The sequence below is a fragment of the Streptomyces bauhiniae genome, assembly GCF_004784475.1.
Taxonomy (GTDB): domain Bacteria; phylum Actinomycetota; class Actinomycetes; order Streptomycetales; family Streptomycetaceae; genus Streptomyces; species Streptomyces seoulensis.
The window spans coordinates 22,572-37,762 of the sequence record NZ_SRRT01000012.1 but is presented as its reverse complement, the minus strand read 5'-3'; the positions used below and the strand labels follow the sequence as shown (position 1 = coordinate 37,762).

At 69.5% G+C, this 15,191-nt stretch carries 9 protein-coding genes and 1 pseudogene; 8 read left to right on the top strand and 2 right to left on the bottom strand.

What is annotated here, in order from left to right:
* Positions 1 to 404 precede the first annotated feature (404 nt).
* From E5083_RS29910 to E5083_RS29895, 4 genes are all read left to right on the top strand, one after another.
* Complete coding sequence (locus E5083_RS29910) at positions 405 to 2,021, top strand: helix-turn-helix domain-containing protein (protein ID WP_244317693.1); 1,617 nt, start codon at positions 405 to 407, stop codon at positions 2,019 to 2,021.
* Positions 2,022 to 2,189: 168 nt separating this feature from the next.
* A complete protein-coding gene (locus E5083_RS29905) occupies positions 2,190 to 2,789 on the top strand; it encodes a helix-turn-helix domain-containing protein (protein ID WP_135788809.1) in 600 nt (199 codons plus the stop codon).
* 25 nt (positions 2,790 to 2,814) lie between these two features.
* Positions 2,815 to 4,914: an alpha-amylase family protein gene (locus E5083_RS29900; protein WP_135788808.1), complete on the top strand. Its 2,100-nt coding sequence runs from the start codon at positions 2,815 to 2,817 to the stop codon at positions 4,912 to 4,914.
* Positions 4,914 to 5,627, top strand: coding sequence for a helix-turn-helix domain containing protein (locus E5083_RS29895; protein ID WP_135788807.1), 714 nt, complete (start codon positions 4,914 to 4,916; stop codon positions 5,625 to 5,627). Before E5083_RS29900 ends, E5083_RS29895 begins: the two co-directional genes overlap by 1 nt.
* Positions 5,628 to 5,692: 65 nt before the next feature.
* On the opposite strand, the gene E5083_RS29890 is transcribed toward E5083_RS29895, so the two are convergent.
* Positions 5,693 to 6,259 carry a hypothetical protein gene (locus tag E5083_RS29890; RefSeq protein ID WP_208754217.1) on the bottom strand — a complete coding sequence of 189 codons (567 nt, stop codon included), beginning with the start codon at positions 6,257 to 6,259 and terminating at the stop codon, positions 5,693 to 5,695.
* A 619-nt stretch (positions 6,260 to 6,878) separates the two neighbouring features.
* Between E5083_RS29890 and E5083_RS29885 the strand changes: the two genes are divergently transcribed.
* The 3 genes and pseudogenes from E5083_RS29885 (at position 6,879) to E5083_RS29880 (ending at position 9,325) form a co-directional block, all read left to right on the top strand.
* Positions 6,879 to 7,142: a helix-turn-helix transcriptional regulator gene (locus E5083_RS29885; RefSeq protein WP_135788806.1), complete on the top strand. Its 264-nt coding sequence runs from the start codon at positions 6,879 to 6,881 to the stop codon at positions 7,140 to 7,142.
* 252 nt (positions 7,143 to 7,394) lie between these two features.
* Positions 7,395 to 7,811 (top strand): annotated as a pseudogene (locus tag E5083_RS32280) (hypothetical protein); the annotation flags it as partial.
* 14 nt (positions 7,812 to 7,825) lie between these two features.
* Positions 7,826 to 9,325, top strand: coding sequence for a UvrD-helicase domain-containing protein (locus tag E5083_RS29880; protein ID WP_135788805.1), 1,500 nt, complete (start codon positions 7,826 to 7,828; stop codon positions 9,323 to 9,325).
* A gap of 311 nt (positions 9,326 to 9,636) precedes the next feature.
* On the opposite strand, the gene E5083_RS29875 is transcribed toward E5083_RS29880, so the two are convergent.
* Positions 9,637 to 12,528, bottom strand: a complete 2,892-nt coding sequence (locus E5083_RS29875; protein WP_135788846.1) for a class I SAM-dependent DNA methyltransferase — start codon at positions 12,526 to 12,528, stop codon at positions 9,637 to 9,639.
* Positions 12,529 to 13,092: 564 nt separating this feature from the next.
* On the opposite strand from E5083_RS29875, the gene E5083_RS29870 reads away from it, so the two are divergent.
* Complete coding sequence (locus E5083_RS29870; RefSeq protein ID WP_135788804.1) at positions 13,093 to 14,916, top strand: ATP-dependent nuclease; 1,824 nt, start codon at positions 13,093 to 13,095, stop codon at positions 14,914 to 14,916.
* Positions 14,917 to 15,191: the final 275 nt, after the last annotated feature.

Here is a 15,191-nt window from a genome sequence, read left to right as displayed (position 1 = left end):
TCAGGGCTCGTCGGCTACCGGCGGACGGCGGACCACCGCGTGCTACGCGCGTTGCGTCTGGGCAACACATGGGAACAAATGACCGAAAGGCTCGCGTCGCCCTGCGAGCCCGCTTTAGGTTCGAGACGTGTCCGGCACACCATCCGTGCCGGTCCACATCAGGTCCGTATACCGATGGCTGACCGCGCTCGCCTGCTGCGCGCCATGTGGGCCCTCGGTAAATGCCTCTCGCCCCGACATTGATCCGGCCTCGTGGACCAGCAACGCCGATGAGTCCTGGCGAGCGGCGCCGGCAAGGGCTTCCGGTTGACGGACCGGAGAGAAGGACGGTATCGCCAACGCCGCCAGCACTTGCTGCTTCCTCTCGTTTTCCGCCACGCGCCATGTCGAGAAAGAACAGATGATTGAGTAGATATCCCGCGATCGACGACCTCCTCGCCACCCGCTGTCCTCTGCCCGAGCCCGCCGAACGCAGCAGGCTGCGTACCGATCTCGCCCTCACCGCTGATGCGGTAGCCCACGCGATCGGCATCAGCCCCGCCACGCTCCACGCATGGGAAGGGGGACACACCGAGCCGCAAGGACACGTCCGCGCCGCCTACGCCTATTTCCTCACGCAAGCCCGCGCCTGCGCCGCCGAGAATCCCAACCTCGCCCTCAACCAGCCGACGCCCGACACCTCCACCGAACTCCTGCCACAACACCCCTTCTGCGTGCTGTGCGGAAACCCGGCCAGCCAGCACGTGGACGGCTATCCGCAACACCTCACCGCTGCCGAGTGCGCAGAGGCAGCCACCCCCTTGCCGACCGTCAGCCTTCCCGAGCCTGATGAGACACCACGGCCCCGGATCCCACACCCCCGCGCCGGTGCCTCACACCGCTTCAACAGCCCCCAGGACTTGGTCGGGGAGACCGTCGCCGCAGCCGTGGCCGCCCACGACGGAGATCAGCGCCAAGCCATCGCAGCACTCACCGCACGCGCAATCCCGGACGCCATGCGGCTGCTCGATGTGTGCCGAATCGGTGCCCGGTACGACATCGTCCGCCGCCCCGCACTGCCCGAGACACTCCGCAAGCCCTCCCCGCACACGCCTGACCGAGTCTGGGAGGCACGTCCCGACTGGCAGCGCCCACAGGCACCAGACCAGACGGACTCAGTGACGGCGCTCAACATTAACGGTGCCTACCTAGCCGCTTTTAAGACCCATCTTCCCCTCGGCCAGCTCCAGCCCACTGACCCTCACCCGCATGACCGGCGTCGCGCTGGTATCCATCTCATCACCCCCTCAGCCTGGGAACACGGCGCCTACCTGCCCAGCCCTCTTGGGCCGCGCCTTGAACCTGGACCTGTCTGGATTACCGAGTCCACTTTGCGGCTCCTGCTGCGCCTATCGAGCTCCAAGTACGCACTGTGTGACCCACCGGTCATCCACGAGTCCTACACGTCCGGGTCCACCGAGAACCTGCTTGAGAAGTTCCGTACCACCCTGCGCGACGCGCGGGCCCGCGCCCTCGACGAGGACGACGCGGTCACGCTGGCGTACGTGAAAGCCTTGTACTCCGAATTTGTCTCCACCATGGGGGAACCGACATCCAACAAGGATCTGCGCCGTCCCGACTGGATGCACATCATCCGCTCACAAGCCTTCGCCAACCTATGGTCCAAGGCCTATAAGGCGTACGACGAAGGCCTGACCCTCGTGAAGGTATGCGGCGCTGACGAACTGCATCTGCAAGGAGAGTGGCGACGAGTCTTCCAGGAAGGCCAGGACCTCACTCAGGTCAAACTGAAGGACACCTACCAAGTCGCAGCGCTGTACCCCGAGGCCGAGCCGGAACAGCAAAAGAGGTGCAACGACCCATATATCGAGAAGCGACGCTACGAGTACGCGGGCGGGCGCTACGTGGGCTGCCGCAGCTGCGGAGGAGACCTGTGCACCTCGTGCCGGACCGTCCACCTTGCTCCGGCCGACGTTCCATACGAGTACAACGACGACAACCTGTGCCCGGCGTGCCGATAGACGACTTGGTGGCAATCGTCGTGGTCGGGGCGCCCCGGAGCCGCCGACAGGCAGGAGGCCTGGGCTTGATGGGCGAGGTCGGTTGTCCGGTCTTTGACGGTTCCTCAGGACTCCGCTAATCTTCATGCCGAATCAGATATGAGAGTTTGCATGTAGGGAGTGGGTGGGATGTTGCTGACGACCGGGCAGGCCGCGGAGGAGCTCGGCTGCGCGATCACCACATTCCGCCGCCTCATCGCTGCCGGACTGCTGCCAGGCCTGTCCCGCCGCGGCGTGCGCGTCATGGTTCCGCTCGAGGTCGTCCAGGCCCTGCAGACGCGGCGGCAGGCGCCGCTCGATCGACTGCCGGCCCGGGAAATCGCCGTCCTGCGGGTGGATGCGGCCCGGCGGACGCAGGAACCAGAACGCTCCTGGCTCGGCTTCGCCGCCGACCTCCCGTCGGAGGACCTGCTCAAGGCGCTGCGCGGCTGGTGGCGGTGCGACGCGGCGAGTGTCGCGGCCGGGGGAGTGCTGCCGGTCACTTTGTCCGGCTACGTGGTGGCCGTCCTGACCGGCCTTCAGCGGTGGGAGAAGAACTCCGAGGGCCGTCACGCCTTTCCCGATGCCTGCCTGGTCGGCTACGTCACCGACCTGGCCACCCCGCAAACCCGCCTCACCTCCCACGCCGATGGCGACCGGCAGCTTGCCGAACAGCTGCTGGGCACGCGGCTGGCCTCCCACTCGGGCGGAGCCCTCGCCTACGTTTCCACTCACGCCACCGTCGACTGAACTCGGCCCGGACAAGGAACGCCCGATGGACGCACCCAGCTACAGCGCCGCGCTCGCCGACCTGCGCACCGTGCGGGACCAGATCAAAAGGATTCGGGCCGCACTGACGAAGCAGGAAGCGGACCGCGACAAGCTGATCATCCAGTTGGCCTCCTACCCGAAGGCGAAGGCTGAGCGGATCGCCCCGGCGGCCGGACTGGGCGTGGCCGACGTGGTCGCCCTCGCCCCGGCCCTGGCCCCCGACAGCCTCGCTGTGAACGATGCCCTGCAGCCGGCGACGGCCGAGCCCTTCACGGCCAAGGCCACATTCGAAGCCCCACCGCCCCCGCCGCAACAGGCCGCGACCGCCCCCACAACGACCACCGCCGCTGCGCGACCTGCCCAGCCAGCGGTTCCCGCAGAACCCGCGACCCCGCAGGCGCCCACAGCGCCCCAGACGCCGCGGAATCTTCCCTCCATTCCGGCGGGCAGCAGCGGCGATGCCTGGCTCGCCGCCACCCCCGTACTGGCGTCCACCCGGCCTAACTTCACCCAGCAGCCCCGCTCCACCGTCTTCCTGGACGCCACCACCGGGATCCTGGTCCACCGCAACCAGACCCACCACCTCGACCTCGCCGGCCGGTCGGCCGCGGACATTCTCACCGCCGTCTTCCACACCATCCCCGAGGGCGTGGAACGGATCTACATCACCGCCGGCGACCCCTGGCACCGCGACGCGGACCGCTACCCCTACCTCCGCGACGCCGTCTCCGCCTGGCTGAACGCGCCGATCCCGGGCTGGCGCACCGACACCGGCCGCGGCCGCGACCGGATGGCCGGGCACTTCGTCCACGCCCGCAACCCCGTCGGGCGCTACCAGCGGGACAACGGCGACAGCCACGTGGAGATCCGCTCGGTGGGGGAGTGGTTCGACACCGGCGAAGACGACCCGCACACCGTCCGCGACGCGTTCGTGCTGCTGTGGCAGGCCCTGCGCCGCCACTGGAACGACGCCGTCCTCATGGGCTCCCCCTCCCAGACCGGCCGCGACCTGTGGACCCGCACCATCCCCGCCCGAGGCCAGCACGCCGACGGCTTCCCCGTCCTCTCGGAGGAACTGCGCGGCCTGCTGCACGCCACCGCCGGGCAAGGCCGCAACGAACTCCTCACCCCGCCCCGCGTCCCAGACCAGCTGCCCCAGCTCGTCGAGTACGACCGCACCTTCGCCTACGCCAAGCACACCTGGAAATCCCCCGTCGGCACCCCCCGCCGCGTCACCGCCGCCACCTTCGCCGCCTGGTCCGAGAAAGAACAGACGCGCGCCCTGTACGGGAGCGGGCACTGGCAGATCCGCGTCACCGTCCCCGACAACTGGAACCACGTCGGGCTCCTCCCGGCTCCCGCGCCCGGAGACCGCGCCTGGCACTACCCGGCCGAACCCGGCGCCACCTTCACCACCTGGGCCGGCGGCCCCGAGGTCCACACCGCCATGACCAACCCCCTCACCCCGTGGAGGATCGAAATCCTCGACGGAATCCTGTGGGAGGACGGCAAACCCCTGGACGACTGGGCCAAGAAGCTCAAGGAGGCCTGGGCCAACCTCTCCGCCCAGGCCCACTTCCAAGGCGACCCGCAGCAGGCCCGCGCCGCGCACCTCGCCTCCCGAGCCGTGCGCTCGATCCTCCTGTACGGCATCGGCGCCTTCGCCCAGCGCCCGCGCATGGTCACCGGCACCACCCCCCGGTCCATGGAGCGCGACGTGCCGCCCGACGCCGAGGTCATCGGCTTCGACGACGAGCTGATCACCTGGCAGAAGCCCACCGGCTTCGCCCGCGACCCCAACGCCCACCCCGAATGGGCCGCCGCCATCTGGTCCGGCGCCCGCGCCGCGCTGCTCACCCAGCGCCACCGCGACGACGACACCTACGCTGGCGCCCTGCACACCCCGCCCGGCACCGTCGTCGCCTTCCGCACCGACGCCCTCTACCTCACCCAGCGTCAGGACTGGCCCTACCACCACCAGCCCGGCGACTACCTCCTGCGCGGCCACCTCACAGGCCCCCACGCCGCACCCGCCACGGAAGAAGAGCTCCTCGCGCTGCGGGAAGCCGGACGAGCGGCGCTCACCGCTGAGCGGGAGGCGTGATGCCACGCCGCAACACACGCGCCCCGCACGGCGAACTGAACGAGGCGGCACGCCTCGCCGACCGGCTCCAGCAAGCCGGCTACACCCGACGCGACATCGCCCGCATCCTCGACCGCGACCCCTCCCTGGTCTCGCAGTTCTACACGAAGAACAAGGGCGCGGCCTTCGTCCCCGCCCTGCGGCAGGTCGTGGCCGCCCTCGAGGTCGGCGGCATCACCGACCTGCCCGAGCTCGCTGCCATCGCCGCCCGCCACACCCAGCGTCGCACCACCGCCTCCGGAGCCCGCGCCCGCGTGCGCAGCAAGGCCGTCCTGATCACCCCCACCGGCACCGGCACCGGCCGCGTGGGCGCCCAGGCCATCGCCTCCGGCTCCGCACGCCTGCGCCCCCTCATCGCCGAAGCAGCCCGCCAGGGGCTGCGGCTGGCCTTCACCGTCCGCCTGGCCAAGACCGGCTACCTGCACCCCTCCGGCAGCCGCACCGACTCGCCCGGCATCCGCCGGGACGTCACCCAGCGCGCCGACCACACCGAGGAACGCTCCTACGGCTCCGCCCAGACCGGCGGCTTCGACGCCGCCGACTTCGCCCGCCGCGTCGACGCCGTCGGCGGCGACGTCACCGCGGCCGTGCACCAGTGGCTGGTCCAGACCGGGCGCATCCACCCGGACGCCCACATCACCCACCTGGAGATCCGCACGTGGCGCCCCCGCTGAACAGGCCCCGCGAAGCCTGCCCAGGCGCCCCGGCACGTGTCAGCCGCTTCAGCGAAGCAGCTTCCTCACGCCCCCGGCGCCTGCGGCCTTTGCCCGGCCAGCGCCCATGTCACCTCGCCGAGCTCTCCGCCTTGGCGCCAGAACGCCAGGCTGCCCGTAGCGACCAGCCGGTCCAGCAACTCTGCGGTCTGGTGGGAGGTGTGGCCGCACAGGCGGCCGAGCTCCTCCATGTCAGCGGTGTGCGCGGGGCCGGGGGACAGGTGCGCCGCTAGGGCGAGCGCCACCAGCCGTGTCGTCGAGGGTGTATCGCGGCGGACGTCCAGCTGGCAGGGGCTGAGCGCCCAGTGGGCGGCGCGGCGGCGCGCCGTCCGGCCCGGTGTCTGGTCTCGTACCGCGTAGTCGAGCACCTGCACCTGCACGGGTGCCGACCTCAGGTCAGGGGCCCGCAGCCAGTGGCCCTCGGCAAGCTCGTCCCACACCTCCGAGCGCCCGCGCAGACGCATGCCGCGCAGGAGCCCTGCGGGCATCCGGACGAGTCCGTCGGCGCCGGCGCGCAGCGCGCACTGCAGGGCGAGCAGCCTGGCGGCCGGGGAGGCGGACCGCGGCAGCGCCGTCGCCAGGTAGGTGAGCATCTCCCGCACCCGCCGGCGCTCATCCCCGCCCGGCCCGCGCGGCTCGCGCGCAGCCGCGGGCGGAGGAGCGGCTGGCGGGAGGGCTGCGAGCAGGGTGTCCGGGACGACGGCCCGTGTCGCCGGTGGCGGCAGCGCAGGCGTCAGCCAGCCGCCATACGCGGCCGCCGCGGTCGCGGGTGAGGGCGAGCCGGACTTGGCTGGCGCACCCGCGGTGGCGCGGGTGCCAGAGGCAGCCCTGGGTGCGGCACTGGCAGGTGCGCAAGTGCGCGGGCAGCGCGTCGCCGCGGGCGTGGCAGGCCAAGTGCTCCAGGGCCGCCAACCGCGCAGAGGCTGCCGGGAGCGGGGTGTGGGCATGGCAGCGGACGCAGATGAGGGCGCATCCGCCCGGCTGCGGGCGCAGCTCCACCGTCCAGATGCGCCGTACTGCGGCGCCAGCGAGCCTCATCGGCAGGAGGTCCTCCCCTCTGTTCGTGCCCGAGGTCCGGGCCTTCCCCAGCGGGCGTTCCGGGCAGCGGGCACCGTAGTGCAGAAACCTGCCCTGTCCTCGGCCGCGCCCGCAGGGCAAATAGTGCAGGTTTCTGCACTGACAGGGCAGATGCCTGCACCTTCCGATGGTGGGGTGACGATCATCCCGCCCGACCCCGACTTCACCGCCCTGCGAGTCGCACTGGCACGGCTGCGGGGCGAGCGGGGATGGACCTTCGACGAGCTGGCCGAGCGCACCGGCCTGTCCCGGCGCACCCTCATCGACCTCGAACACGGCCGCACCGCAGGAAACCTCACCACCTGGCACGCCCTGGCCCACGCCTTCGCCGTCCCCCTTGAGCGCCTCCTCGCCACCCTGTGCGAGGGGCACCCCGCCCCGGGTGTCGCACCGGCCTGAAGCTGGCCGTGCCGAAGCCGCCCAGCGCCAGAGGGAACCACTCGCACAGGTGAGAACACCTCGAACGCTCTGACTGCCTCCCGTGCGCACGTTCCCGACGCCTGCTCTGATCATGTGACCTCGGCGGAGCCCTGCGTCCGGCACCGGCGTGGCTCCTGGCACGGTCACCGTCATGCATCTCCCAGCCCCCCGCGCCGATCGCCACTGTGACGGCCGCCGGCCTCCCCATCGCCCCCGCAGACCACCCCTGACAGCCCCAGTCACGTGCTGCGGGCAGCACAGCCCCGTCCCTGCTGCCGTAGCGGCAACCGCATGGACGGTGCCCGCGGCGACGGTCGGCCGGTCGCCCTGCACCTCGCCGCAGATGCGTTCCATGCCTTCCGACTGCACATCAGCGGCGGCACCGTCCATCTCCACGCCGGCGGCAGCGCACAACGCCGTACTCCTCACGCCCTCCTGTGCCTCCGGCACCGCGCCGACGACCCCTGCGGGCTGTCGCTACCCCGGGTGCTCGGTGCCCGCTCCGTGCGGTTGATCTGCAACAGCACCGAGGCATGTCGAGGCTCTCCCGACCCCCTTGAAGCCTGCCCGACCCGGGGGCCCTGCGAGGTCCCGCCCCTGGGCAGAGACACGCCCAGGACCGCCCACCCGCAGCCCCTGACATCTTGAGGACCTTCACCGCCATGAAGCCCACCGACGAACAGGCCGCCGCCACCGATGCCTTCCGAGCCGGCGAGCACCTCGCCCTCCAAGCCGGAGCCGGTACCGGCAAGACCACCACGTTGGCCCTGCTTGCCCGGAACACCAAGCGCCGCGGCCGCTACGTCGCCTACAACCGCGCCGTCGCCCAGGACGCCACCGCGCGCTTCCCCCGCACCGTCCAGTGCAAGACCACCCACTCCCTGGCCTACGCCGCCATCGGCCACCGCTACAGCCACCGCCTGAACGCGCCCCGCCGACCGGCCTGGCAGACCGGGAAGGCCCTCGGCCTCGCCAAAGGCATCCGCATCGGTGAGCGAGAAATCTCCCAACGGGCCCTGTCCAACGCCCTGCTGCGCACTGTCAGCCGCTTCTGCCACGCCCCCGAGGACACCATCGCCTTCCAGCACGTGCCGCGGCTGCGCGGCCTGGAAGACAAGGAAGCGCACCAAGAACTCGCCGCCCACATCGTCCCCGTCGCCCGCAAGGCCTGGAGCGACCTGCAGGACACGCACGACGGATGCGTCCGCTTCGAACACGACCACTACCTGAAGATCTGGGCCCTCACCCGCCCCAGGCTCGACGCCGACTACCTGCTCCTGGACGAGGCCCAGGACACCGACCCCGTCGTCGAGCAGATCTTCCTCGCCCAGCGCGGTCACGCCCAGCTCGTCATGGTCGGCGACTCCGCCCAGGCCATCTACCACTGGCGCGGCGCCAAAGACGTCATGGTCGGCTTCGAGGGCACCCAGTCCACCCTGTCGCAGTCCTTCCGCTTCGGACCCCGCCTCGCCGACGAGGCCAACCGCTGGCTGCACCTGGCCGACGCCCCGATCCGGCTCACCGGCACGCCCGAGGTACCGACCGAGATCGGGGCTGTCGACCACCCCGACGCCGTGCTGTGCCGCACGAACGTCGGAGCCATGGCCCAGGTCATCGCTCTGATGGCTGCAGGACGTCGAGTCGCCCTCGTAGGAGGCGGAGACAGCCTGCGCGCCCTGGCCGAGGCAGCCCGCGACCTGAAAGAAGGCCGCCGCACCCACCACCCCGAACTGGTCCTCTTCCCCTGCTGGGGCGACCTGCAGGACTACGCCTCGCACGACCCGGCCGGACGAGACCTTCAACCGCTGGTCAACCTCGTCGACAGCCACGGCGCAGACACCATCCTCGCCGCCGTGGCCCGCCTGGCCCCGGAACAGCACGCCCACGTGACGGTGTCCACCGCACATAGGGCAAAGGGACGCGAATGGCCCCGCGTGCTGATCGCTGGCGACTTCGCCCAGCCGCAGGGTGACGTACAGGCGGGCCTGGCCGGCTCACCCGCGTCGACCAGGCCGGTCGACGACGCTGAAGCCCGCCTCGCCTACGTAGCCGTCACCCGCGCCCGCCACCACCTGGACCTCGGGGGGCTGTCCGAGGTACGTGACGGCTCCGGCAGCGCCACAGAGCCCGCCAGGCCAGAGTCCCGCGCCCGCTCCGTGTAGCCGACCAGGGCTTCGCCATCCCTCCGGACGGCGTCCCCGGCGAAGCCGGAGGCTGCCACCAGTTCCGGCTCACTGCCGGGCGGGCCTGCACAACTAGGCCGACGAGGCCGTCCAGGACATCCGGATGCGGGTCGTGTGGAGTGACTCCACCGCATATGTCGTAGCCCCTTATATCGAGGAAGCGCTCGCCGAAGTACGGTCGGGTTTCGCGCGGCGCTGCACCGGTGGGGAGCCGTACGGGCGCGTGTCGTCCGGAAGCGGCAACACCTGGACGTGGCCGCCCGTGCCGCCCCAGCCCGCCGCGAGCGCATTCACGGGCTGCTCCACTCGCGCAGTGCCTTGAAAACAGAGTCGCTGTCGAATTCGTGGCCCCGGTCCAGGCTCTTTAGGAGGGCTGTGGAACTCGTCATGCGGTCGGGGTAGTACAGCTCGGGCGCCAGGCAGGTGGGGCAGTCGCTCAGGAGGCAGAACGGTGAGAGGGGGAAGGGTTCGTCGTTTGGGGGGATGAGGTAGAGCTGGTCGTCTGCCAGAGGGTGTGCCGTGTCGAAGGAAACCGTTGCGAAGTCGGGGTGGTCGCCCATCAGGGCCAGGCCTGATACACGGAACTTCCCGGCGTCGGGCGTCCATTGAAGGCGGTCGGTGTGGACCCATCGGGTGTGGGCGAGGAATGCGCATCCCGACAGGCTGCTGAGCATCAGCGGTTCGATGCGTTCAAGGCTCCTCTCCAGCTCGGCCCGTGTCCGGGGGCCTGCGCCGTGACGGATCTTGTTGCGGAGCTCGACCAATTGGTCAAGGTCGGCGACCAGGCCCTTTTTGCCCTTCTTTCGAGCTGTTGCCTCGACGAGGCCGGCGGCCGGGTCTCCGTGCTGGCGTGCGTCGTCGGCTACTGCCCTGACTACCCCCACCCAGTGGCCGAGGGAGACACCGCCCCGCTCAACGGACTGGCTCCACTGGGTGATGGCCGGCAGATCCTGTCGGCCGCGGTCGGTGGCCAGGGCAAGGGCCATGATGCCCAGAGACAGGATCAGGGACTCGGTGCCTTGGATGGCTGCCTCGTGCTTTTCCGCCAGGGACAGGGAGTGGCGGAACTTGCGGACCGCGCGGGCTACGGCGTAGGGGTACGAATCCTGGAACAGCTTGTAGGGCTCGTTGTGCCGGCGCAGGTTCTGCGCGGTCAAGGAGCTGATCGCGGCGGCGTCATCGAGCCGCCCGCGCCGGGCCGAACCGGTTCCGCTTTCGAAAATCTGCGTCCGTTTGCGCTGGAGGTCGTCCTGGATGCGTGCGGCTTCCCGTTCACCTTCGTCGAGCATGGCGAGGGCGGCGCGGATTTCCGAGAGGCTGCCGTCACACTTGGGGATCCAGATGTCGGCCATCTCACGGGCCTTGATGCGAGGGATGACTCCGTACTTCGGCAGTTGCTGCTCGGCCAGAGCGCTGGACAGGTAGGCGATCACGTACTCGTGGGGCAGAGGCTCCTCGGTGAGCCGGATGACGATCAGGCCTTGGCCGGGCTGCACGCCGTCGTACTGGCGCGGCACGCACGTCCAGTGGCGTGTCCCGGCGAGGTCCCGTCCGATGATGTCGCCCTGCCGCAACCGGCGGCGCGGTTCGCGCTGGTCTACGCGCAGGGGCAGGTCTGCCACGTCCGGCAGCGTGCTGGTCAGCAGGGTGGGTGTCAGAACCCGCCGTCGCTCGTCCGTGTCCGTCGCATCCGGTTCTTCGTCCAGATCGGCTTTGCGTACGGACCCGGAAAAGATCTCAGCGAAGTCCCCCAGACGGATGCCTTCCTGCGCGGCCCGCTGCATCTCATGGATCTGACGGAATCGCCACAGTGACAGGTTGTAGTCTTCTGCGGAGATGTCCGCGCTGGTCACGCAGAAGCTCTGCTCGGACCGGGCACGTCGGCGCTCGCTGCTGTGCCGCAGCCGCCAACGCCGCATGAGATCCGGGAGGTTGTTGCGCGTGTGATCGACGGCGTCCAGGACGCTGTCGGGAGCCGGCCCGAGCTTGTCCTGCGCCAGCAGCGGCTCACGCCGGTCGTCCAGGCTGAAGCCGTCCGCCGTCAGCTCGTAGAACCACACGCTGTCGGCCTGTCCGGCGTCCTTGGTGAAGAACAGGATCGCCGTCGAGACCCCCGCATACGGCTTGAAAATTCCGCCGGGCAGCTGCACCACAGCCTCCAGCCCATGCACGTCCACCAGCAGGCGCCGAAGTTCGATGTGCGCGGAACCCGAGCTGAACAGCAGACCGGCGGGGACGATCACAGCCGCGCGTCCCTTCGGCTTCAACAGCGCCAAAACCATGGCGAGATGAAGAAGCTCGGCCCTCTTCGTACGCACCATTGCGAGCAACTCGGGTGCGACGGCCTCGTAGTCGATGCTGCCCGCGAACGGGGGATGAGCCAGGACGACTGAGTAGCGCTCACACTCGGCCCCAGCGCCCTCCCCCAGATTATCCCGGTAGCGCAGATCGGTACCCTCAAAGCCCTGAAGAGCCAGCCGCATGCTGCTCAACCGCAGCATGGTTGCGTCGAAGTCAAACCCGTGGGTCCTGCCGCTCACCTCCGCCGCGCTCTGCCGCGCGGTGTCCGGGCGGGACCGTCTGACGAACTGAGCCGCAGCAGCGAGGAGACTGCCTGTGCCGCAGGTGGGATCGCACACCTCGTCGTCAGCTCCGGGCTCCGCCATCGCCGCCATCAGAGCCGCCAGATGGGGAGGTGTACGGAAAGCACCGTAGCGACCGGCCGTGGCGACGTGGGCGAGCAGGTGCTCATACAGAGCGCCCGCGTTGGCATCCCCACCTGAGAGCGCCTCCTCCAGCAGGCCCACAACCCTGGCGAGGAGATTGGGAGTCGGAAGCGTGAAACGAGCATCCGTGACGAACTGCGAATAGTTCACCCCGGCGAAAGTGTGACGACGCAGCCAGGGAAACACCTCGTCGGTCATCGACGCGTACATACGTTGAGGCGTCAGGCGGATCACGTGGGACCAGCGCAGATGCTGCTCGTCCTGAGCGAAGACTGGCTGCCGCTGCGGGGGTTCCTGCCGAACAGTCTCCCGCTCCCAGTTTTCCTGGACGGCGTCCAGCTCACGGAGACAGAGGAGGTGGGATATCTGCTCCACGATCTCCAGCGGACTGGAGATTCCCGCCGACCAGAAGGCGTCGAAGAGCCTGCTGGTGGTATGCCTGAGACCGTCGTTCATCACGCATCGGAGACTATCCGCGCTGTCCAGGGCCCGGTGTCGTATCCCGGTAAAGCGGCGGGCGCGTGCGCCACGAACGCCCTATTACCCAAGAGCGTGCTGACCGTGCATGTTTTGCCCAGGCCCGGCAGCGGCGCCAGCACACGAGCGGGCCGGATCTCGAGCCTTCGCCGAGGCATGGCTGCCCAAGCGCGTGGGGCCCGACCCGTGTGCGGGCCATCGACGTCGACACGTCATCAGCGGGCCATTGCCGCCCTGCGACCGCTCTGCCTTCAGCGGCCAGTCCAGAGTGGCAAGTCCTGCCGGCCCGGAAAACTGCCACACGCTGCGTATCACCGGCAGTTGCACGATCCGCCGAGACGACCGGCAACGAGGAAACTGCACCTGCTCTGCAACGGCATCCGAGCGGCAAGCCGGTACAAGTGGTGGAAAGTGTGCGGGTGTTGTGAGGGATGCCTCTAGTATGACCCTCTGCGCTGGCGTCCCGAGCGCCCCTTCTGCCCGCCCAACACCGCACGTCACCCCTTACCGGCCGGGGATGGGGAGATTCGGAGCACCTCGACTGTGTACCTCACCCGCTTTTCCGCCCGCGGCTTCCGTTCCCTGGCCCGCATCGAGGACATCCCGGTCAGCAGTCCGACGATTCTGGCCGGCCACAACGACGGCGGGAAGAGCGCCGTACTGACAGCGCTGGCTTTTCTGCTGGGCGAGCACCGGCTGACAGGCGAGGACCGCACCTACGAGCAGGCGGAAGGATCCGCAGGCGGCCGCCGTTGCTCCAGCACTTCGGTTGAAGGGGATTTCCGCCTCGATGCCATGGAACAGTCCGCTACCGGCCTGCCGCAGACGGTCCGGATCCGCCGTATCTCCGAAGAGGGCCAGCCGGCCCAGTGGCAGTTCTTCGGTTCCCGGCCGGCCGACAGCCGGCTCCACGACATGAGCCGCCTACTGAAGGGCCAGCTCGCCGAGCTGGCAGCCGAGTTGTCAGTCTTCCCGGACGGCCCCCTCAGAGGCGACCTGCTGCAGGCCCTCACCGCCTACGCGGCCACCGCGCCGCAGGTGGAGCAGTGGCAGCCGCTGCCCAAGGAGCTCCAAGAGCGTCTGCCGCGCCTGCTGCCGTTCGGAGGTAAGGACGAGAGGCCCGACGACGCGGTGCGTACCGCGCTGAGCAGCTGCTACGAAACCTACCTGGAGGATGACACGTTCCAGGGCCGGGTCCGGGAGATCGAAACGGAGATCGTCCAGCGCCTGGAGAAGGAAGCCGACTCCCTGTGCCGGCACATCCGCCAGCACTGCCGGGAGTTCGTGGGCGTGCAGGTCAGGCCCGAGGTCTCCTTCAAGGGCGGCTTCAAGCGCGCCCCCTTGGAAGTCTCCAAGGCCGACGGAGAGCCGGTGGACCTCACCCGCTCCGGGCAGGGCAGCAATCGCCGGATCGCGCTCGCGGTATGGGAATGGACCAGCAACCTGCTCGAGAACAGCGAACTCGTCACGGGGGAGGGGAGCGACGCCGAGCCGACCCAGACGATTGTCGTCTACGACGAGCCCGACACGCACCTGGACTACCGCCACCAGCGCACCGTCATGGACATCATCCGCAAACAGTGCGCCCTGCCCCACGTCAGCGTCGTCGTCGCCACCCACTCGATGAACCTCATCGACGGCGTCGACATCGCCGACGTCGTCCATCTCCGCCTCGGCGACAACGGCCGCACCATCGTCGAACGTCTCACGGACCAGTCCCACGAAGGGATCGACTTCCACCTCGGACAGATCGCCTCCGCCGTGGGACTGCGCAACTCCGTCCTGCTGCACGAACGGTGCTTCCTCGCCGTCGAGGGCCCCACGGAACAGCAGTGCCTGCCGCTGCTGTTCCGCCTCTCCCAGGGCCTGCCGCTGCAGGCGGCGGGCATCGCCCTGTGGGCCTGCGGCAACAACGAAGGCGCCCTCCGCCTGGCCGGGTACCTGGTCAAGAACCGCCGCACCGTCATGCTGATGGTCGACGCTGACAGCCGCGCCAACAAGCACTTCAGGACGGAAAGACTGATCAAGGCCGGACTCGACCTTGACACCCAGGTCACCTGGATCGGCGAGGCAGACGGGTTCAACGAACTCGAGGAACTCTTCACCGACGACCAGTGGGCCACGGCCGCCAACACCCACTGGATGCGCCCCGCAGGCGTCCGGTGGACCGCGGAGGACTTCACAGCACACCGCGGCGGCAAGTTCAGCGCCCACCTCCTGACCATGATCAAAGAACAGGCGGAGCACACCAGCCCCGACGGCAAGGACGACATGCTCTACGGCCTGGTCACCACCCTCAAAACCCGCGAAGACGTCCCCTCGCAGCTGACCAAGGCCTTCAGCGACCTCCGGGCCCTGGCTTCCTGACCGGCCTCACCGCGCGCCGCTGCAGCATCCGCTCCTTGCGCTGCTGCAGCGTCGGCGCCGTCCAGACATGCCAGCCCACCCCCACGACGTGCTGCCGGCCATGCCCGCGCGCCTCAATTCCACACCAGCGGCACCCGCCCGGTGCAACGGTGGATCCCGGACTGGTAGAACGCGATAACGACATCACATCCTCCTTCCCCCTGCCTCCCATCTTGCCGCCTGCCACTGACAATCACCCGGTGGCACACAGCAGCCGCAAGCCCGCAGCGCCGCAG